This is a genomic window from Microbulbifer sp. NBRC 101763 (assembly GCF_040371615.1).
Lineage (GTDB): Bacteria > Pseudomonadota > Gammaproteobacteria > Pseudomonadales > Cellvibrionaceae > Microbulbifer > Microbulbifer variabilis.
This window is the reverse complement of record NZ_BAABQV010000004.1, coordinates 247,969-268,406: the sequence shown is the minus strand read 5'-3', so window position 1 is coordinate 268,406 and position 20,438 is coordinate 247,969. Positions and strand designations below refer to the sequence as shown.

The 20,438-nt window shown below is 51.6% G+C and carries 20 protein-coding genes; 12 read left to right on the top strand and 8 right to left on the bottom strand.

Annotation, left to right across the window (positions count from 1 at the left end; all coding sequences use genetic code 11):
• Window positions 1–30: 30 nt before the first annotated feature.
• Complete coding sequence (locus tag ABWV76_RS11760; RefSeq protein ID WP_353376024.1) at window positions 31–684, bottom strand: MlaC/ttg2D family ABC transporter substrate-binding protein; 654 nt, start codon at window positions 682–684, stop codon at window positions 31–33.
• Between the two features lie 390 nt (window positions 685–1,074).
• Here ABWV76_RS11760 and ABWV76_RS11755 point away from each other — a divergent pair, with 390 nt between their 5' ends.
• The 12 genes from ABWV76_RS11755 to yjgA all read left to right on the top strand — a co-directional run bounded on the left by ABWV76_RS11755 (window position 1,075) and on the right by yjgA (window position 10,516).
• Window positions 1,075–2,046: a KpsF/GutQ family sugar-phosphate isomerase gene (locus tag ABWV76_RS11755; RefSeq protein WP_020412587.1), complete on the top strand. Its 972-nt coding sequence runs from the start codon at window positions 1,075–1,077 to the stop codon at window positions 2,044–2,046.
• Window positions 2,047–2,106: 60 nt separating this feature from the next.
• Window positions 2,107–2,646 (top strand): KdsC family phosphatase, encoded by a 540-nt coding sequence (locus tag ABWV76_RS11750; RefSeq protein ID WP_020412586.1) that lies wholly within the window; start codon window positions 2,107–2,109, stop codon window positions 2,644–2,646.
• Window positions 2,646–3,212 carry an LPS export ABC transporter periplasmic protein LptC gene (gene lptC, locus ABWV76_RS11745; protein ID WP_020412585.1) on the top strand — a complete coding sequence of 189 codons (567 nt, stop codon included), beginning with the start codon at window positions 2,646–2,648 and terminating at the stop codon, window positions 3,210–3,212. Before ABWV76_RS11750 ends, lptC begins: the two co-directional genes overlap by 1 nt.
• A 58-nt stretch (window positions 3,213–3,270) precedes the next feature.
• A complete protein-coding gene (gene lptA / locus ABWV76_RS11740) occupies window positions 3,271–3,747 on the top strand; it encodes a lipopolysaccharide transport periplasmic protein LptA (protein WP_245556673.1) in 477 nt (158 codons plus the stop codon).
• A 99-nt stretch (window positions 3,748–3,846) separates the two neighbouring features.
• Window positions 3,847–4,572, top strand: a complete 726-nt coding sequence (lptB, locus tag ABWV76_RS11735; protein WP_026304998.1) for an LPS export ABC transporter ATP-binding protein — start codon at window positions 3,847–3,849, stop codon at window positions 4,570–4,572.
• Window positions 4,573–4,763: 191 nt separating this feature from the next.
• Window positions 4,764–6,221, top strand: coding sequence for an RNA polymerase factor sigma-54 (locus ABWV76_RS11730; protein ID WP_353376023.1), 1,458 nt, complete (start codon window positions 4,764–4,766; stop codon window positions 6,219–6,221).
• Between the two features lie 187 nt (window positions 6,222–6,408).
• Window positions 6,409–6,699, top strand: a complete 291-nt coding sequence (hpf, locus tag ABWV76_RS11725) for a ribosome hibernation-promoting factor, HPF/YfiA family (protein ID WP_020412581.1) — start codon at window positions 6,409–6,411, stop codon at window positions 6,697–6,699.
• Window positions 6,700–6,702: 3 nt separating this feature from the next.
• Window positions 6,703–7,164: a PTS IIA-like nitrogen regulatory protein PtsN gene (ptsN, locus tag ABWV76_RS11720; RefSeq protein WP_020412580.1), complete on the top strand. Its 462-nt coding sequence runs from the start codon at window positions 6,703–6,705 to the stop codon at window positions 7,162–7,164.
• Between the two features lie 133 nt (window positions 7,165–7,297).
• Window positions 7,298–8,155, top strand: coding sequence for an RNase adapter RapZ (rapZ, locus tag ABWV76_RS11715; RefSeq protein WP_020412579.1), 858 nt, complete (start codon window positions 7,298–7,300; stop codon window positions 8,153–8,155).
• 24 nt (window positions 8,156–8,179) lie between these two features.
• A complete protein-coding gene (locus ABWV76_RS11710; RefSeq protein WP_020412578.1) occupies window positions 8,180–8,449 on the top strand; it encodes an HPr family phosphocarrier protein in 270 nt (89 codons plus the stop codon).
• A 107-nt stretch (window positions 8,450–8,556) separates the two neighbouring features.
• A complete protein-coding gene (gene mgtE, locus ABWV76_RS11705) occupies window positions 8,557–9,924 on the top strand; it encodes a magnesium transporter (RefSeq protein ID WP_020412577.1) in 1,368 nt (455 codons plus the stop codon).
• Between the two features lie 79 nt (window positions 9,925–10,003).
• The gene (yjgA, locus tag ABWV76_RS11700; protein ID WP_020412576.1) at window positions 10,004–10,516 is read left to right on the top strand and encodes a ribosome biogenesis factor YjgA; all 513 of its coding nucleotides are present in this window, start codon (window positions 10,004–10,006) and stop codon (window positions 10,514–10,516) included.
• A 100-nt stretch (window positions 10,517–10,616) separates the two neighbouring features.
• On the opposite strand, the gene msrB is transcribed toward yjgA, so the two are convergent.
• The 7 genes from msrB to ABWV76_RS11665 form a co-directional block, all read right to left on the bottom strand.
• Window positions 10,617–11,150 carry a peptide-methionine (R)-S-oxide reductase MsrB gene (gene msrB / locus ABWV76_RS11695; RefSeq protein ID WP_020412575.1) on the bottom strand — a complete coding sequence of 178 codons (534 nt, stop codon included), beginning with the start codon at window positions 11,148–11,150 and terminating at the stop codon, window positions 10,617–10,619.
• Window positions 11,151–11,236: 86 nt separating this feature from the next.
• Window positions 11,237–15,469: a YhdP family protein gene (locus ABWV76_RS11690; protein WP_353376022.1), complete on the bottom strand. Its 4,233-nt coding sequence runs from the start codon at window positions 15,467–15,469 to the stop codon at window positions 11,237–11,239.
• 81 nt (window positions 15,470–15,550) lie between these two features.
• Window positions 15,551–17,038 (bottom strand): ribonuclease G, encoded by a 1,488-nt coding sequence (rng, locus tag ABWV76_RS11685; RefSeq protein WP_020412573.1) that lies wholly within the window; start codon window positions 17,036–17,038, stop codon window positions 15,551–15,553.
• A complete protein-coding gene (locus tag ABWV76_RS11680) occupies window positions 17,035–17,637 on the bottom strand; it encodes a Maf family protein (RefSeq protein ID WP_020412572.1) in 603 nt (200 codons plus the stop codon). The genes rng and ABWV76_RS11680 overlap by 4 nt, the downstream gene beginning before the upstream one ends.
• Window positions 17,638–17,733: 96 nt before the next feature.
• Complete coding sequence (mreD, locus tag ABWV76_RS11675; RefSeq protein WP_020412571.1) at window positions 17,734–18,213, bottom strand: rod shape-determining protein MreD; 480 nt, start codon at window positions 18,211–18,213, stop codon at window positions 17,734–17,736.
• Window positions 18,200–19,042 carry a rod shape-determining protein MreC gene (gene mreC, locus ABWV76_RS11670; protein ID WP_020412570.1) on the bottom strand — a complete coding sequence of 281 codons (843 nt, stop codon included), beginning with the start codon at window positions 19,040–19,042 and terminating at the stop codon, window positions 18,200–18,202. The genes mreD and mreC overlap by 14 nt, the downstream gene beginning before the upstream one ends.
• A gap of 130 nt (window positions 19,043–19,172) precedes the next feature.
• Window positions 19,173–20,207 (bottom strand): rod shape-determining protein, encoded by a 1,035-nt coding sequence (locus ABWV76_RS11665; RefSeq protein WP_020412569.1) that lies wholly within the window; start codon window positions 20,205–20,207, stop codon window positions 19,173–19,175.
• Between the last annotated feature and the right edge of the window lie 231 nt (window positions 20,208–20,438).

Here is a 20,438-nt window from a genome sequence, read left to right as displayed (position 1 = left end):
GCGCGCAGCTGCGCGCCCCAAGTTCGCTAACTAGCTCACCTTATCGACAACATCTTCACCAGCAGACCAGTTGGATATGACCTTGTCGATATCACCGTAGGTCTGCATGGACTGGGCAAACTGGCTGCGAAAAGTTTTGCCCAGATTGACGCCATTCAGAATGACATTAATCAACTTCCACTGTCCCGCACGATTACGTACCAGGGTATAGGATACTTTGGTGATGCCTTCTTCACTGCGCACTTCCTGTAAAACATTAACCCGATTTCCAGAGGGAAGGGTTCCAGGATTGACAACTTTCACGTCCAAATTACCAAAATTTGCCACACCACGTGCGAAGGTTGCCACCAGGTCACGACGGAATGTACTGGTGAAGCGGGAGCGTTGCGTCGCCGTGGCCTGCTTGGCATAACGCCCCATAACACCACGCGCAATAAAATCAAAATCCACCACTGGGTCCAGAACGCCCTCAACCGCACTGTAGTATCTCTGGGGGTCAGAATTAGCGTACTGAGAATTTGTCTTAATTACACCCAGCAACTTTTGGGAAACCCCCTCGATCATGTTATAGGGGTTTTGGTTGGCGTGTGCCACAGGAGCCGCGACAGAAACCACTAACGCGAAGAGTAAAAAACTAAGCCACCGGGAGAAATCGTACCGACCAGCCCAAAATGATGTATTCACAAATAATCTCCAATTAGCAAATCATTCCTTGGACGCACATGGCTTTAATAAGTGCCATGACGATGCCACTGCCCTTAAGTCCCATAGGAACCCCTGAGGCCTTGTCGATCGTCCTTTGAGTGACAGAGCTGACAGCGGCGGCGGCAGACTATACCATGGCCGCGCCCGGAGTTGTGGCGGTGTGCGAGCGTGTCATTTAATGCCCTGAGCCAATTTCTGGACTCTTACAGAGCCAGCTACCCGCTAATAATATAGATTAGCACGACAACAGCCGTGACCTGGTCAAAGCCACCGGCGCCAGAGCCTGGCAAGTGAATTTAGGCGCCATAGGCGAAGAACTACTTTGACCAATATCCCCGACAAACAAAAGTGCTTAACCAGAGGTACTCAATGACCCAAGATTTAGTGTTACAAGCAGGACGGCGTACCGTTCGCATGGAGGTGGAAGCCGTTGCTGAACTGGAAAAAAGAATCAACGGTGAGTTTCAACGCGCCTGTGAAATGATTTTACAATGCCGTGGACGCGCTATTGTTACCGGCATGGGGAAATCCGGGCATATCGGCCGTAAAATGGCGGCCACACTGGCCAGCACAGGCACCCCTAGCTTTTTCGTTCACCCAGGCGAGGCCAGCCATGGGGACCTGGGAATGATAACCCGCGACGATCTGGTAATTGCCATCTCCAATTCAGGCTCATCCGCAGAGGTGCTGACTCTGCTTCCATTGCTGAAGCGACTCAGTATTCCAATGATCAGTATGACGGGTAAAAGAGACTCCCCCCTTGCCCAAGCGGCCGACGTCAACCTGGACATTGCTGTACAAACTGAAGCCTGCCCCCTGAATCTAGCCCCCACCTCCTCAACGACTGTCACATTGGTGATGGGCGATGCCTTGGCTGTAGCCTTATTAGAAGCCAGAGGCTTTACTGCAGAAGACTTTGCGTTCTCCCACCCAGGCGGTGCCCTGGGAAGACGCCTGCTATTAAAAGTAGAAGATGTAATGCATGCAGGTGATGAGTTGCCCCAGGTACATACTGATACTTTGTTATCCCAGGCCCTATTAGAGATGACCAGTAAAGGCTTCGGAATGACAACTATTGTCGACCCCAAAGGAGAACTTCTCGGAGTTTTCACTGATGGTGATCTACGCCGTGTTATTGACCAAAAAATAGAGTTGGACATAGCCACTATGGAACAGGTGATGAGCCGCCGACCTAAAACAGTCTCAGCTGATACCCTGGCTGCTGAAGCTTTGAGGATCATGGAAGACTACAAAATCACTGCACTGGTCGTAGAAGACGAAGCACACTTCCCAATCGGCGTATTACATATGCACGATATTCTCCGCGCCGGAGTAATCTGAGATAATCAAAAGTTACTGAGCGAAAAAATATCGCCCATCACAGCATGTAAGGAATACCCGGTGATTTCTGAAAAAGAATTGAATTCTGCACTTAAAAAGGTGCGCTGGTTGGTCTTGGATGTGGACGGAGTCCTAACCGATGGCAAACTATATTTTGACAATAGCGGTAATGAGCTCAAGACATTCAATACGCTGGATGGACATGGAATTAAAATGCTGCAGAACTCTGGAGTGAGAGTAGCCATCATCACAGGCAGGCGCAGCAGCGTAGTCGAACGCCGCGCTCATGACCTAGGTATTAAAAAGCTGATCCAAGGCCGGGAAGACAAATTTGCAGCACTAAAAGAGCTACTCGCTGATGAGCCCTGTCGCCTTGAAGATATTGCGTATATCGGCGATGACTACCCGGACCTGCTGGTGATGACGCATATTGGTTGCCCTATCGCACCCCCCAATGCTGCTCCTCCTGTGAAAGACCGCGCCTTGTGGATAACCAGTTCCCGAGGTGGCGAGGGCGCTGTCCGTGAAGTCTGTGATCGCATCATGCTGTCCCAGGGTACTTTTGACGCAGCCTTAGCACCTTATATCGGAGAGCAGTGATGCGCACCTGGTTGCCACTTTTATTTGTGGTAGCGCTCATCAGCGCAGGACTCTGGTTTTCCGAAAGCCCTCCGGAGCAGTTGCTGGGAATCCGTCCAACGCCTCAACAACAGGGCCGTGCTGCCGATTTGATAATCCGCGATGCCAAAACTCGTCATTTTAATGAGGAAGGAAATCTAGCCTACCGAGTTGATGCAGAACAAATTACCTATTACCAGTTCAAGCGCCGAGACAGGGCCGAACTCACCGAGCCTCGAATGCTTTTCTTCCAGGAAGACCAGCCGAAGTGGCGCACTGAGTCCAGGCAGGGAGCAGCATACAACCGTGGTGAGCGTGTTGTTTTAAGTGGTGATGTAGAAATTGATGAACTCCCTTCTCCTGGTGGTATCAAACTGGAGACATCAAGCATCACTATTTTGCCGGATAAGGAATTCGCCGAAACAGACAAAATTGTTACTATTAGCTCGGGTCCTAACCAGACTAAAGGAAAGGGAATGCGCGCATACCTGAATGAAGACCGGGTGGAAATCCTATCCGATGTAAAGAGTAACTATGATCCCAAGTAAACTTTGCCACTACCTAGTCAAGAGTTCCGCGTTCACCATGCTTCTGATTGCGACGTCAATGGCAAACGCACTCCCCGAAGACCGCCAACAGCGCATAAATATTAGCTCGGATGCGATGAATGCGGGTTTAAGCAGCAACCTAGTGGTTTACAACAATAACGTAGTGATAACCCAAGGCTCTTTAAAGATAGAGGCGGACCGAGTAGAGGTTTATTTCACCCCGGAAAAGGAAATCAGTCGTGTTATTGCCTTAGGCAAACCTGCACGCTTCCAACAGAAAATACTGGAAGGCGAGAACCCGATAAAAGCACGGGCTCAGCGCATCGAATATGCAGTCGCCTCTGAAGAGCTACAACTTACCGGGAAGGCCTACGTAGATCGTGACGGCAACACCTTAACCGCAGAGAAAATTGACTACGACCTAACTACCGAACAAATGAGCGCCCAGGGTCAAGCTGGCAAACGGATAGAGATGATCTGGCAGCCAGAGAAAAAAGATGGAAGCCAGACTCCAAGCAACGACGGCAGCCAGTAAAGACATTACCCAGAGTCGTAAAAAGTAAAGATTTCATCTATCACCCTCTTCACCGGCGAGCGTTTGTGCTCGCAACATGGACAGATTTCGGTAAATACTATGCCAACGCTGAAGGCGTTACACCTAGCCAAGCAATACAAGAAAAGAAAAGTCGTTCAGGACGTATCCGTCAGTGTCTCTAGCGGACAGGTCGTCGGCCTCCTCGGGCCTAACGGTGCAGGTAAAACCACATGCTTCTATATGATTGCTGGCCTGGTCCAGGCTGATGCTGGTCAGGTATTGATCGATGATGAGGATATAACCCGGCTATCCATGCATGGCCGCGCCAGAAAGGGAATTGGCTACCTCCCCCAGGAAGCCTCTGTTTTTCGCCGCCTATCCGTTCGGGATAATATCCTAGCCATCCTAGAAACCCGCAAAGACTTAACCCGCGCCGAGCGCCAACAGCAAGCACAGGAGCTACTCCAGGAGTTCAATATCACACATATTGAAAACAGTCTGGGAATGGCCCTCTCTGGCGGGGAGCGCCGTCGGGTAGAAATTGCCCGCGCCCTAGCAACAAACCCCAGCTTCGTACTGCTGGACGAACCTTTCGCTGGGGTGGACCCTATTTCCGTCAATGACATCAAGGAGATAATCCGCCATTTGCGAGATCGTGGAATCGGCGTCTTAATTACCGATCACAACGTGCGAGAGACGCTGGATATCTGCGAGACTGCCTATATCGTTAGTGAGGGTCATATTATTGCAGCGGGCACTCCAGATGAGGTGCTGGCCAACCAGCAGGTACGCGAAGTCTATTTGGGACATGAATTTACCATTTAGAGACAGATCGCTACATTTGTCACCAGACATCTTGAATATTGACAAAATTAATCGCCGAAAGAGCTACTTAACAATAAGGCAGCCAATCTAACCGGCATGCTTATTGCTTGTAATACTTTTTAGGCCGGGGTAGTCTGCGCCATCTGAGGTTATTTATACCTCCATGTGATCTCAGCCTGCAGCACCCCAATATGAAGCAGTCTCTTCAACTAAAGCTCGGTACCCAGCTGACCATGACACCTCAGTTGCAACAGGCAATACGCCTATTGCAGCTTTCGACTTTGGACTTACAACAGGAAGTCCAAGCCGCCCTGGATAGCAACCCGATGCTGGAGGCTGAAACTGACGAAATAGCTTCCAGCGCAGATATCTCAGAGCTACAAGCGGAGCCTATTAACGAACAGGCCACCCCCCCTACTGAGCATACCGTAGAGGAGCGGGATCTCATCGAGAGTGACTGGAGTCAAAGCATTCCTGAAGAGCTTCCCGTAGATTCACGCTGGGATGACGTCTACACCAGCCACAGCGGTAGCACCGAGAACGAAGACCCCAGTTTTGAGCGCAATACCTCTACGGACGGTCTACAGGATCACCTGCGATGGCAGCTCAACCTGACCACCCTCTCCGAGCTGGACAAATCAATCGGAGAAAATCTGATAGATGGCATAGAACCTAATGGTTTGCTATGCACACCTCTTGATGAAATTGCATACTCCCTTTCTGTTGGGGAGGATGAGGTGCTTGCTGTGCTCAGGGCTATCCAGCAATTTGAGCCTGCTGGGTGCGGAGCGCGTAATTTACAAGAGTGCCTATTACTGCAGTTACAGCAGCTCCCCAGTGAGACTCCATGGTTAAAACAGGCCCAGTGTATTATCCAGCGCCACCTTGACCTTCTCGGCAAGCGGGATTTCCGTCAGTTAAGTCGGCGCACACGTCTAAATGAAGCCCAACTGGGCGAGGTCATCCGGCTGATCCAAACCCTGAATCCTAATCCAGGTGAGAGATTCGCTGAGCAGGAAGCCACCTATGTGACCCCGGATATTATTGTTTCACGTAGGGAGCTAGGCTGGCAGGCAAACTTAAATCCGGAGATCACCCCCAGAATTCGCGTTAACAGTCACTATGCCTCCATGGTTAAGCGGGCAGACAACTCCAGAGATAACAACTTCCTGCGCGACCACTTACAGGAGGCACGTTGGTTTTTAAAAAGCCTACAGAGCCGCCACGAGACTCTGCTCAAGGTCGCCAATTGCATCGTGGAAAAACAGCAGGGATTCTTTGAAGAGGGACCTGAGGCCATGCGCCCTATGGTACTGGCGGATGTAGCTGAAGCCATTGGCATGCACGAATCTACTATTTCCAGGGTAACCACTCAAAAGTACATGCTCACTCCTCGCGGAACTTTTGAGTTGAAATACTTTTTCTCCAGTCATGTAAGCACTGATTCTGGCGAAGACGCCTCTTCCACTGCTATTCGTGCATTAATTCGCAAACTTATAAATGCGGAAACGCCTCGCAAGCCCCTTTCAGATAACAAAATCACCCAGGAACTGGATCAGCAAGGCATTAAGGTAGCGCGACGCACTGTAGCAAAATACCGGGAATCCATGGGAATTCCCTCTTCCAGTGAGCGAAAACGCCTGGTCTGATCCACAAATATGATTTTTAGACCAACTTAAGAACCTGGGTCACAAACTCGTTGGCACCACACTTCACCCCTCTGCAACCAAACTCCAAACTTTGAGTGTATCCTTCCATTCTGGGCCACTTCCTAGTAGGGTTGCGACCCGAAAGGGAGACGTGCCGGTATGTGATGCACCCGATTAGGAGAAATCCATGCAGATCAACATTAGTGGTCACCACGTCGATGTTACCTCACCAATGCGCAGCTACTGCGAAAGCAAGCTGGAGAAGCTCTCTCGGCATTACGACAATATTACTAACGCTCAGGTTATCCTATCCGTCGAAAAATTGATCCAAAAAGCAGAGGCCAGAGTACATATAAATGGTCACGACCTCTGTGCCGGCTCGGAAGACAAGGATATGTACGCGGCCATTGACGCTCTGACTGATAAGCTGGACCGCCAACTGAAGAAGCACAAAGAGAAGTTGCAGAACCACCGCTGAACTATGACACTGGAAGCTTTACTCTCTCCCCGCCTGAGCCTTTGCCATCTGGCGGGGAGTAGCAAAAAAAAATTATTGCTCAATATTGCCCAGGCTATTGCCGAACAATACCCGCAACATGATTCCGATACCATCTTCAACCAATTGATTGCCCGAGAACGCTTGGGATCAACTGGAATTGGGGAGGGGGTTGCGATCCCCCACTGCCGTCTGCCTGGTTGTGAAGAACCAATTGGCGTTCTCTGTACCATTGAGCCTGCAATTGATTTTGACGCCATCGATCGCCAGCCTGTTGATTTGTTATTTGTTCTACTAGTCCCCGAGGATGCGGAACAGCAGCATTTAGAAACTCTGGCCGAGATAGCAGCGCTATTTTCCAATAGCGTAGTAAGAGATAAGTTACGCCAGGCCAAGACCAGCGACGAACTCTACGCACTTGCCATAGATAGCGCTGCAGCCGCGTGATCCAGGTAGTGAACCAGCCCATGGGTAAACTGAAGTTAAATGCTAATGTTGATGACAACCACTCTGTCACTATCAATCACAATGCAGTTATTTTAAAAATCAGTGATACACAGACCTTAGAAAGGGGACACCCATGCGCTTGGTTATTATCAGCGGCCGTTCTGGTTCCGGAAAAAGCTCTGCCCTTCAGTTATTAGAGGACGAAGGGTTTAACTGTATTGACAACCTACCGACCAGCCTGCTACCAGAACTGGTCAAAAGGGTTCACGAGCAACCGGCAGAAGGGGATACTCAGCTGGCTCTTGGCGTCGACGCCCGAAATCTTTGGCAGGATATCAAACAGGCCCCACGGGTAATTGAATCCCTGCGTGCAAACGGCGTAAAGTGCGATGTTATTTTCCTCGACGCCCGTGAACCAGTGTTAGTTCAGCGCTTCAGTGAAACCCGGCGGAAACACCCTCTCAGCAATGACTGCACCCACCTACTAGAAGCACTCAACCAGGAAAAGGAACTACTCACACCGATCTCTGCGATGGCGGACATGGTGATAGACACCAGCAATCTCAGTTTGCACGAGCTACGTGGACTAGTGAAAAACCGGGTAGTAGGTGAAAAGTCAGAGAGCATGGCAATCCTTTTCCAATCCTTTGGCTTTAAATACGGGGTTCCCGTAGATGCGGATCTGATATTTGACTTACGCTGCCTGCCAAACCCTTACTGGGAGACAAGCCTGAGACAGAAAACCGGCCTGGACCCCGAGGTTGCCGAATACCTACAAGGCCACCCTGAAACCGGTAAAATGCAGGCGGATATCACCAGCTTCCTGAATAACTGGTTGCCCTCCTACCAAAAAAGCAATCGCAGTTATACCTGCATCTCCATTGGATGCACTGGCGGTCGCCACCGCTCTGTATATATGGTGGAGCAGTTGGCCAAGATTTTTTCAAAGCAGTTTAATAACGTTCAGATCCGGCATCGTGAGCAGAAGTAACATCCAATTAACTTAGACGCACTTATGCAAAAACAGCGCCTCACCATTATCAACAAGCTCGGTCTACACGCCCGCGCAGCCAGTAAGTTCGCCCAGACCTCTGCGCGATTCTCTGCAGATGTCAAAGTACACTGCCAGGGCAAATCAGTCGACGGAAAGAGTGTAATGGCGCTTATGCTGCTAGCCGCTGGTAAGGGAACGGAACTTGAATTGGAGATTGAAGGCCGTGACGAAGACGATGCAGTGAGCGCTATTAGTGATTTGGTATCAGAACGCTTTGGCGAAGCCGAGTAGTTTGCAAAAATAGCCCCCTCTAGATAGAGTCCCGCCATGGGCATAAAATCGCCACTTATCCCAAGCGACCTCAGCCCGCAATCACCGCTAAGTAGTAAGGATTAGTCGTGTCCAGCCCACCTCAAGCCGAAATTAAATTCCGCGCCCAAAATCAGCTCAGCGAGCTATTTGCCGCGCTCGATAGCGGCACTGGGCAGGAAGTCCGGCGCATGCTCAAAACCCTGACCCCCCAGAGCATTGCCCAGTTACTAGAAAGCTCCCCTCCCCGCATTCGCCAGGTACTATGGAATTTAATTGAGCGAGATGTAGAAGGTGAGGTACTCCAAGAGCTGACAGATGAGGTGCGCAGCCAGATCCTCGACACCATGGATACCGAGGAGATGGTGGAGATTATGGAGGGGCTGGATGCGGATGATATCGCTGATATCCTCCAGCAACTTCCCGAGCGTGTTGTCTCGGAAGTTCTCTCCTCTATGAGCGAGACCGACCGACTGCGAGTGGAAAGTGTTCTTGCCTACGATGAGAACACCGCCGGCGGCCTGATGGATACCAATACCATCTCTGTGCGCCCTAACCTTAGCCTAGATGTGGTTCTTCGTTACCTGCGTCGCCACGAGCAACTGCCAGAATCCACAGACAGCTTATTCGTAGTAAATCGTAAGGGACAGTACATAGGGTTACTGCCACTATCAAAGCTACTGACTACAGATCCATCAGTAACAGTTCGCGAGGTTGTAAATACCGACGTAGAACCTATCCCTGCAGATATGCGCGACACCGAAGTTGCCCGACTATTTGAGAAGTACGACTGGATCACCGCGCCAGTGGTCGATGAGGATAACCGCCTGTTGGGCCGCATCACAATTGACGATATTGTGGATGTAATTCGCGAAGATGCCGATCACTCACTGATGAGTCTGGCCGGCCTTGATGAAGAAGAGGACACCTTTGCCCCGGTAAGGCGTACGGCTCGAAGGAGAGCTTTGTGGCTGGGCATAAACCTCCTAACTGCCCTGCTCGCATCCTGGGTTATCAGCTTATTCCAAAATACCTTGGAAAAAGTGGTGGCACTTGCAGTGTTAATGCCGATCGTTGCCAGTATGGGGGGCGTTGCTGGCAGCCAAACTCTCACAGTAGTCATCCGGGGCATGGCACTCGGACAGATTGGTAAAAGTAACCTGAACTGGCTACTCTCCCGCGAGCTGGGCTCAGCTGCCCTGAATGCCTTACTCTGGTCACTGGTTATGGGGGTTATTGCCGCACTCTGGTTTAGCGATATCACTATCGCCATTATCATTGTCGCAGCTATGGTAATTAACCTGCTTACCGCCGCATCGGCGGGCGCAATATTACCTGTAGCCTTGCGAGCTATGCGTATTGACCCAGCGCTGGCAGGTGGCGTAGCCCTGACTACCATCACCGATGTTGTAGGGTTTATGTCTTTCCTCGGCCTTGCCACCTGGTATTTTGGCTGAGACGTGAAATATCCCAGTGGCACAATGCCTCTGGTTAGAGCAAAATCGGGAAAGCCCCGGTTAACGTGCGGAATTTGAGATGTACGAAAACGATGATTATGAGGATGACCTGCCAAAGAGTAAAACTCAGGTCAAACAGGAAATGCACCAATTACAGGAGTTGGGCAAACAACTGACTGAGCTATCTAAGGCCCAACTTGCTGAAGTACCACTGGATGAAGATCTGCGCGATGCCATAGATACCATGGCACGAATCAAATCTAACGAGGCCCGCCGCCGCCAGATGCAATTTATCGGCAAACTTATGCGCAGTAGCGATCATGAAGCTATTGAGGCAGTTTTGCTGAAATTCAAAGAGCGGGACCAACGTCACCTGCACTTCGATAAAATGGCAGAGGATTGGCGCAAGCGCCTGCTTGAAGGTGGGAACAGTGCCCAAGGTTCTTTTTTTGATCAGTATCCGCAAGTGGATCACCAACAGTTGCGTCAGTTGGTAAGGGACTCCCAAAGAGAGGTTAAAAACAATAAGCCCCCCACAAATCAGCGTAAATTGTTCCGCTACTTACGCGACTTTTTTATGCAGGATACCTGATACCCCAGAGTAGCTGCCCGGGGTGGTATTTCTCCCGCCCCGAGTCCCTCCCAGCTTACCAAGCCACCATCCCAGAAAGACCTTTAGCAACAATCGCTAATTATTGCTTGTTTACAGTCGCTGGCTCAAAATCTAAGGCAAGGGAGTTCAGGCAATAACGCAGTTGTGTCGGTGCCGGACCATCCTTAAATACATGTCCCAAGTGCTCCCCACATTTTGACAGCACTTCTGTACGGCGCAGGCCCCAACTAAAATCGTCTTTTAAGACTATATTTTGCGGATATGCCACATCCCAGAAACTGGGCCAGCCGGTACCTGACTTATATTTGTGCTTTGAGCTGAACACCGGCAGGCGGCAACCAGCTGTTACATAAGTCCCCTCTTCCTCGTTGTAGAGTAACTTACCAGTAAAGGCTCGCTCAGTATCCTTTTTCCACAGGACCTTGTAACGATCCTCAGGCAGAATCTGTTTCCACACCGATTTGGGAATCTGTTCCAGCCCCTTACCTTCGGAGATCCTCTCCTTGGCCTCTCCTACGGTCATCGTCTGGATACGCTGGTCATCGGCCTCGGAGCATGCCGATAATGCCACGGCTACCACCAACAGGGGGCCGAGTATTTGAGATTTCGTCATTTGCAAAACTCCATTCTCTAGCGCGTTGCCGTTATCCTAAGATTAGAGCGCCTTGAAGTGGATGCAGTTCAGAAAAATCGTAACAGCTAGCTTCCTGCACCAGTACTTATTGGCAGCGTAGATGGCCCCCCCGAGCCCACCTCCTCCACAGCCTCAGCTTTATCTTTTAATGAGGCAGCCCCCTGGCGCTCGGCACCACCGCCATCAAACAGCCTTTCAAAACGCATTTGTGGATCTGCCCAGTCGCCACTGATACGATAGCTAACACTGGCCACTTTTTTCACCTGCTTTTTGAAAGCCTTACTAATTAGATATACCCCTGCAGCAGCCGGAAGTCCTCCTGCCAGTGCAGCGACCAGAGCAAGGTTATTACTTACCGGTAAAGTTGCCACTAGGGTAAGATCTAGGTCCTCGCGCAACAGGTTCACCCTGCCAGCCATCTGCAGCTCACTGGTTGGCCCTTCCACTTGAATAGGCACCGCAATCAACAGCTGTCCATCCCCTTCAAAAACCACTTCCCCGCGAACCCGATCAAAGGCCATACCGCTCTTGTAAAGATCAGAGAAATCCAAGCGCAAACGACGCGCCCAGGTATCGAAATTAAAAAGAGATAACAGGCGCAACACCGTAGAGCCAGCCGTACCTGTAGAGCGAAGGAAACGCCCATCCCGGATATCAATCTTAAGCTCCCCAGAGAGCAAACTGCCTTTGACCAGGGCTGGAGATCCGTCCCAGCGCAAGGCGGTATCAAAGCTGGCGGACTTGCTCTCAATAAGAGGCTCATGTCCCATTGAACGCTGGATATCAGCGAGATCATCGGCCGCCAGGCGACCAATAAACTGGGAAGAACTCTTCCCCTCGGCATCGCGCATCCACATCAACTGCGCACCAAGAGTTTCCCCACCTTTGCCGCGCCCTTCAATACGGAAACCACGCACACTACCGCGAATATCACTGACAACCAAACGCTCTTTGGAGGGGCGTACATTAAAGGACCAGCGCCCCAGCTCCTCATCACCAAGCTGCAAGCTCTCAGTGCTAAAATCAATAGCCGGCAAGACCTGGAAATCGAAATCTGCCCATGGATCAGGGGCCTCCTCAGCGAAGGGTTCCAGAGAGAAGGGGTCCTGCTGAAGCTCACTCTTTTTCTCAAGGGCAGGCAAGCGTAAATGGGCCAATTGCAACTTCAGAGGTGTCTCTCCACCCAAAGTGCCTTTCAATTCGCCTGCAGCCATCTCACTATCGAAATCCAGCTTCCAATCAGCCCCCACACCATTGCCAGTAACATGAATATGCTCAATATCAACAGCCCCCAACTGCAAGCGGTCGGTACTGAGATCCAGACTCACTGGTAAAACTTCGGCGGAAGCTGCTATTTGATCATCGAGATTTATGGTGGTAACCGGTTTGCCAGAGTCGAATACACTCGCCGCCTGCTCCTCCAGAACCTCAACTCCAGGTTTTAGAACACCATCTCCGGCAGAGGGGGGGGCTTCACGATATACACTCAGTAACTTCTCCCAGCGGGGTAGGTCGATATTGGAAATATCACCGGTGATGGACAACCCACGCTCGGCGGGGAGCTTAGCTTCGGCATTCAGGGCGATAGAGGCACGATCAAGTTCCCCTTGTACCAGCCAGAACTGCCCCTGGAGATGTTCACCGTAGTTCAGGTGGAATAAACTGCCCTGGTCACCAATCGGCGCCCGCAGAACAAAATTGGTCTTTACTTCAGCGGGTTTACCTAAAGGTTCAGGTAAGTTGACATTGATACCCGCCAGGTTGGAGGTAAGCTCAAAAACTGCTGCATAGGGGGCTTCCTTTGCTTTGGCAGGTATAGTGATCAGGGCTTGGTAGTCCATATCGCCATCCAGCCATTTCAGCTCGGGTCGCTGGCTCCAGGTAAAAATTGACTCAATGTCGGCATTACCATCCACTACAACCTGTGTGTCCCTGGAAGCTCCCTTACCAAAGTGACGGATATGTGCGCTGACAGGTCTGCCCCAAAGTGTGCCGCTGACCCGTGTACCTGCAAGCCCTCTCTCGCTATCATAAATCACATCCCCAGACAGCTCCTGTGTCTGCAGACGAAGGTTCTTAAGCTCAAGCTCTCCATCACTTAACTGCAAATCTACATGCTGGCTGCTATTCAGGTCAGCTCCCCCCAAGGCTTGAGTCAAATTGAGCTGGCCGGCAATATTTCCCGCCAAATGCCAATCATCAAACCCACTACCCAACTGCTGACGCAGAGGGGACTCCCTGAGAAGCCGGAGGCCATCAGCTGCAGGACCGGAAAGCTGGGCCTGCACATCCAAGCGCGATCCCTTCCCGGCAAGGGGGGCAACTGCAACGAAAATATCGCTGGCATCAATGTTCCAAAGTTTGGCCTTTACCGCACCAACAGAAACAGCTCCATCATTCAGTAACAAGCGCCCATCGACATTTTTAGCTGAAGGCCATTCCTCAGCATACTTCAAGCTAGCCTCGGTAAAATCCGCTGCTAACTGTATAGTTTGGCGATTACGATGAGCCCCAAGAGCCTGCAGTGACTCCTCTTTTCCATCTGCTCGATAACTACTGCCTCGATAGATAAATGCAGCACTCTCCACTCGCCCGGAATTTCTTGCACCCAGTCCTTTATTGAGCCAGTCGCGTAGATCCTTACTAACAGTCGTTGGTACCAACTGTTCCTGGGTAGTAACGGCAGCATCATGTAAAGATAGAGCCAACACTAGATCTGTCGGTCGGCTCTGAGCTTTGACAGGCAGGGATAACATAAACTGGCCATTAACTTCCCCTAAAGCACCATCAAGCCGTAGAGGACCAGACAATATGCTGATCTCGTTTGCATCCCTGTCCAGGTTCCAAGCCACAGTGCCACTGGCCTGGTCAAATGAAAAAGTATTTCGATATAAATTTGGGAAGTGTGCGGTAAAAGCTGAGCCATCTAGCTCTACCCTGCCATTTGCACCCTCAAGCTCAAGGTAACCAGTCAAATTGGTAATCGCAGGAGCCCCCCGGAATGCCTTGGCTTGTACACCCTTCAGGTTGGCCTGCAAACTGACCGCCCCCTCCGGGCTGCGCAACAGCTGGACCCGGCGCAACTCACCTCCAGGCTCCAAGGCTCGCAACCAATCATCAGCAGCCCCTTCGAGCACATCCAGGTTTTTGAGAATATCGCTCCAGCCCGCCAGATCGACAACATCGGCACTCATAGATAATCCCTGCTGATCACTGCTGACCTGCAAATTGAGTGGCGGCATCTGCAGATCCTGCCAATCGATCTGGATGTCCTGTAAAGCCAGGCGCCAACGTTCACCGGGCAGCCAATGTCCAGATAGATCGCCGGAGAAAGCCCGCAGCGGTTTCATAACATGGTCATTTGCGATAGTGGCTTCTGCACTGTCATCTAGTACGCTGTCCAGCTTCTCGACTTGGGCGAGGTCTAATTGCCCCACCAGGCGATAGCCATTTTTGGCATCGCTGTGAAGCCACAAGCGACCATCTGCCCATTTGCGCCCATGCCAGTGAAAGCGATCCGGCAGTGGAGTCAGTTCATGCAGAAGGGTAACGATATCTTCATCCAGTAACAGCTCATTGAGCTGCATATAACCACGCAGGGAGAAGCGCTTTTTATCCCGAGGGTTACCGCGCCCCTCAAGAACTAATCGCAAGGTTTCAGAATGCGTATCCTCAATCTCTCCCTCACGGGAAATAAACGCACGGGCTACGAGGCGGTGAAAATCACCCTGGTTTTCAAGTAGTATCTGCGGCAGGTTAATCTCGGCCAGCTGGTCATCGGGGAGCCGAACCGTGATTGCAGCATCCTGAATTTGGATCTTGGGGCTGAGCTGGAACAATCGCGCAGGATCCGCTGCCTTGGGGTCGGCAACCACCCTACCATCAGGCTTCAGGGAAATATCAGGAAAGCCATCCAGGCGCCACTCTCCCTGTGCATTCCGGCTGAGGCCGGCGGCGAAAGTGTGCATTTGAAGATCTTTCCACACCAATTCGCGATTCCAAAGGCTGGCGAGCAAGTCCAGCTGGAAAAGGCCGTGCCCCATTCGCAGCTCACCATTTTCCCCCAAGCGTAAACCATCTAGCTGCAGTGCTACCTCCAGGGCTTCCCAGCGCAGGGAAATCCGGTCCATTTGCACCGTTACCCCTAGCTGCTCTGACAGCCAGCTGCTGATCTGCGGTCTGTACTCTTCGACCTGAGGGGACAACAAGCGGCCGGTCTGAACCAGGATCGCCAGGGCAATAACCAGGCTAACCGATAGCAGCCAAAACTTGCGGGCGAGCCAGCGAATCACAACCATTACCACCCTCCCCTGAGCGCACGAAGACAATGAACACCGTTGCATTCATTGCCAGGTATCAGAGGAAAAACAACTGGTAACTCACACAAGAACAATGTCGTACTGCTCCTGGTTATAGATAGGCTCAACCTGAAACTGTATAGGACGGCGAATAAACTCCTCCAGGTCGGCAACATTAGCCGACTCCTCATCGAGTAAAAGGTCTATGACTACCTGACTTGCCAGCACCATAATTTTTTCGCTGTCGTAAGCGCGCGCCTCACGGATGATCTCACGAAAAATTTCAAAACAGACTGTTTCAGCACTTTTCAATGTGCCACGCCCCTCACATACTGGACAGGGCTCACAAAGTATCTGCCCGAGGGATTCACGCGTGCGTTTGCGCGTCATCTCAACCAAACCCAGCTCTGAGACACCGGTGATACTGGATTTGGCATGATCCCTCTCCAGTGCTTTTTCAAGTGTTCGCAATACCTGGCGTTGGTGCTCGGGGTCCTTCATATCGATAAAGTCGATAATGATGATGCCTCCTAGATTACGCAGTCTCAGCTGCCGGGCAATTGCGGTCGCCGCCTCCAGGTTGGTCTTGAAGATAGTTTCTTCCAGATTTCGATGGCCGACAAATGCGCCGGTATTCACATCAATAGTGCTCATCGCTTCCGTTTGCTCGACGATAAGATACCCACCTGACTTCAGAGTCACCTTATTTTGCAATGCGCGACGAATTTCCTCTTCCACACCATAGAGATCAAACAGTGGGCGCTCACCGGGATAGTGTTCCAGACGGCCAGCGATTTCCGGTGCATATTTGCCGGCAAACTCCGCGGCGCGACCATGTGCCTCGCGGGAGTCTATACGAATCTTCTCTGTATAGGGACGCGCAAGATCACGCAATGCGCGCATAAACAGTGGTAAGTCTTCGTAGATTACCGAGGGGACAGGGCGCTCGTTGATTCGCTGATCCAGCTCGCCCCACAACTTATAAAGAAAGGGGATATCCCTGAGTAACTCCTCTTCACTCACTCCTTCAGCCACGGTGCGCAAAATAAACCCGCCATCTGCTGAAAGCCCGTCTTCGGCAAGACGAGATACAGCAGCTTCTACCAATTGGCGCAAACGCTCACGCTCACCCTCATCCTCAATACGATTGGAAATCCCAATATGGCGAGTCTGGGGCATATACACGAGATAGCGCGCAGATACTGACAAATGAGTGGTTAAGCGCGCACCTTTACTACTTATCGGGTCTTTGACCACTTGCACCACCAGGGACTGTCCCTCGCGTACCAAAGCGCGGATATCTGCCACTTCGGCATCCCGCGCTTCCATCCCCTCATCATCTAAAGGGGCTATATCTGAAGCGTGGATAAATCCAGCCCGCTCCAGCCCAATATCCACAAATGCCGCCTGCATACCTGGCAGAACCCGAATCACCTTGCCCTTGTAGATATTGCCAACTATTCCTCTTCGCGCGCTACGCTCGAGATAGACCTCCTGCAGTACGCCATTTTCCACCAGGGCAACGCGGGTCTCTGTAGGTGCAACATTGATTAAAAGCTCTTCACTCAAGACTGGTTCTCCTGCCAGTAAGGGATACCCGCATGCTCAAGCATGGGAACCAGTGCCTCCAGGGGCAACCCAACCACATTGCTATAACTACCGCTAATAGACTCAACCAGTGCGGCGCCCATTCCCTGGATACCATAGCCTCCGGCTTTATCTTCAGGCTCACCAGTACTCCAATAAGCTTCAATCTGCGCCTTCGACAAGTGACGAAAGCGCACCCGTGTTTCCACCACGCGGCTAAACTGACGCTCCCAACTACGCAGACAGATCGCGCTCAATACCGAGTGTTCAGTACCGGACAAAGACAACATCATGGATTCAAAGTCAGCGTAATCCTTCGGTTTCTCCAGCACCTTGTCCCCGGCGAGTACCACCGTATCAGAGCCCAGGGCCCATACACCTTCCACGCCCCCCAGGCCAGCAGTAGCCTTATCGTGGGCCAATCGCTGAATATATTCCTGGGGAGTCTCAGCCAACTGCTTTTGCTCGGGAACAGCAGGTGTTAACTGGGAAAAAGAGACGCCTATCTGCGTCAAAAGCTCGGCGCGACGCGGGGAACCCGAGGCGAGCAGGAGACGGTTTGATGTGGTGGTATTTGTCACTGTACTACATATTCCCTGTGGGCCAGCGGCTGATTATAGCTATATCGATCGAAAAATGATCAATTTTTTACATTGATTTACAATCTGACGGTTCAGTCAGCGAATGTGAAGGCGATTACAAAGGCCTCGCAAAGGAGGGGTAACACAGGGCCACAATAATGCCGTAGTAAGTGCGGGCCATAGGAAGGTCAGTCCAGGCACTGTTTTTCCCTCCAACCCATGCACCCAGTTTCCTACTACCTGATTAATACCCACCAGGACAAAAACCCACAAGAGTTGTTGAGCCGGGTTGAAGACCCTTGTGCGCTGGTAGGTCAAAAGACTGAAATACGCCAATACAGCGAGGGCCAAAGCATGGGTACCGAGACTTGCTCCAGTTACCAGATCCTCCAGGATTCCCACCAGCCAAGCAAAACCCACACCGAGAGACTGGGGCATCCGCGAAACCCAAAATATGATAAGTAGGGCGGGAAATGCCGGGCGAAACCAGAGCCACTGTTGAGGCAAGGGCATTACTACCAGCAGCATTGACAGAAAAATGGTAGCGGCGATAAACCAGCGGCTACTCGCTTGCAAGGCCCTGCCCCCTGTCACTGATAACCGCAAGCACAAAACGACTGCGGTTCATGCGGCCGCGGGGCAACACTTCAGCCTCCGCAAAAGGCTTGCCCGGGTCACGAGTGACCGACATCACTTCTCCAACCGGGTAACCTGCCGGAAAGCGACCACCAAGGCCTGAGCTCAGTAGCAGGTCTCCCTCGCGAATATCACTGGTATTGGCCAGGTGACGCAGCTTAAGCCGATACAGATCCCCAGTACCTTCGGCTACGGTACGCATACTGTTGCGCAACACCTGTACCGGGATGGCGTGGCTGGAATCTGTGATCAACAGAATCCGGCTAAATGAATTTCCGGCTTCAATCACCTGCCCGAGCAAGCCGCCTGCATCCATCACCGGTGTGCCCACATCGACACCGTCATCCCTGCCTTTATCAATAAGCAGGACATGCTCCAAGGGGTCAGGGGACACGCCGATAATCTGGGCGACCAGCACACGGTCATCAACCATCTCAGCCGAGTTCATCAGCTCCTTGAGCTGGGTATTTTCCGCCTTTACGGCTGCTAATAACTGGCTGCGTTGCTCCAGCAATAATACCTGGCGCTTGAGGCGGTCATTTTCTTCGAGCAATTCATCACGGGAGCGAAACTGCTCACCGGCCCAATCAGTCACTCTCTCAGGGGTACCGGTAATCCAATAAAGAGGGGCGACGGCATCGAATAGCCGCTCACGGATAGTGTGGAACCAGTCGGTAGAGTAGCTGATTACAAACAAGGCGATTGACAAAACAGCCAAAGTAATCAGGCGGGTCTCTTGGGAGGGGCCGCGGGTAAATAGCGGTTTCAAGGGCAGCCCCCTTTATAAAGATCAATGCTTATTGTTCTCACAATATATATCGGATGTCACTAAAACGTGAAACTAACTGCCAAGACGGCCCCGCTATTCTCATCGGAACACTGCCTCGACCTTACTTGACTTAGTTTGACATCAGATACAAACGGCTGCGATCCAGCATATCCAGGGCCTTACCGCCACCACGGGCCACACAGGTCAGAGGATCATCTGCAACAATTACCGGCAAACCGGACTCCTCCATCAGCAATCGGTCCAAATCGCGAAGCAAAGCACCGCCACCGGTCAACACCATACCGCGCTCAGCAATGTCCGAAGCAAGCTCGGGGGGCGATTGCTCCAGAGCGCTCTTCACTGCTTGTACAATACCAGTCAATGGCTCCTGCAGGGCTTCGAGAATTTCATCTGAATTGAGGGTGAAACTGCGGGGCACCCCTTCCGCCAGATTACGACCACGCACATCGATCTCACGTACCTCACTGCCCGCATAGGCACAGCCAATCTCTTCTTTGATGCGCTCGGCAGTGGCATCACCAATAACGCTGCCGTAGTTACGACGCACATAGTTGACGATGGCCTCATCAAAACGATCACCGCCAATACGCACTGAATCAGAGTAAACCACGCCGTTCAAGGAGATAATGGCAATCTCAGTGGTACCACCACCGATATCTACCACCATGGAACCACTCGCCTCCTCCACATTCAGGCCGGCACCGATTGCTGCGGCCATAGGCTCTTCAATCAGGGACACCTCGCGGGCGCCAGCACCAAGCGCAGACTCGCGGATCGCACGGCGTTCCACTTCGGTAGACTGGCAGGGCACGCATACCAGCACACGCGGGCTTGGGCGCATCCAGCTGTTTTCATGCACTTTTTTAATAAAGTGCTGCAACATTTTTTCAGTTACCTGGAAGTCGGCGATAACACCATCCTTTAAGGGGCGGATAGCAGTGATATTACCGGGAGTTCGGCCGAGCATACGTTTGGCTTCTACACCGACGGCCTCAACGATTTTCTGGCCATTGTAATGACGAATAGCGACGACTGATGGCTCGTCGAGAACTACGCCGCGATCGCGAACGTAAATCAGCGTATTGGCGGTTCCCAGGTCAATGGAGAGATCACTGGAGAACATACCCCGCAAACGTTTAAACATGGAATTCGATTACCTTGTACTAATTGTCAGCCCCCAGGTCGGGCACTGCGGGCGCGGCTTATTTTATGGATATAAATCCTAATTAGTCCGCGCAAATAATTCTGAGTTCCGAGCCGCATTTCGAATCGGAATTTACGCAACACACCGGAGTCTCTCACCGCCCGGCAGGATTCGGCAAACTCTAACAATGGCGCCGGTTCAGAGCAAGGCTGAAGCTGGACTAATCGATTG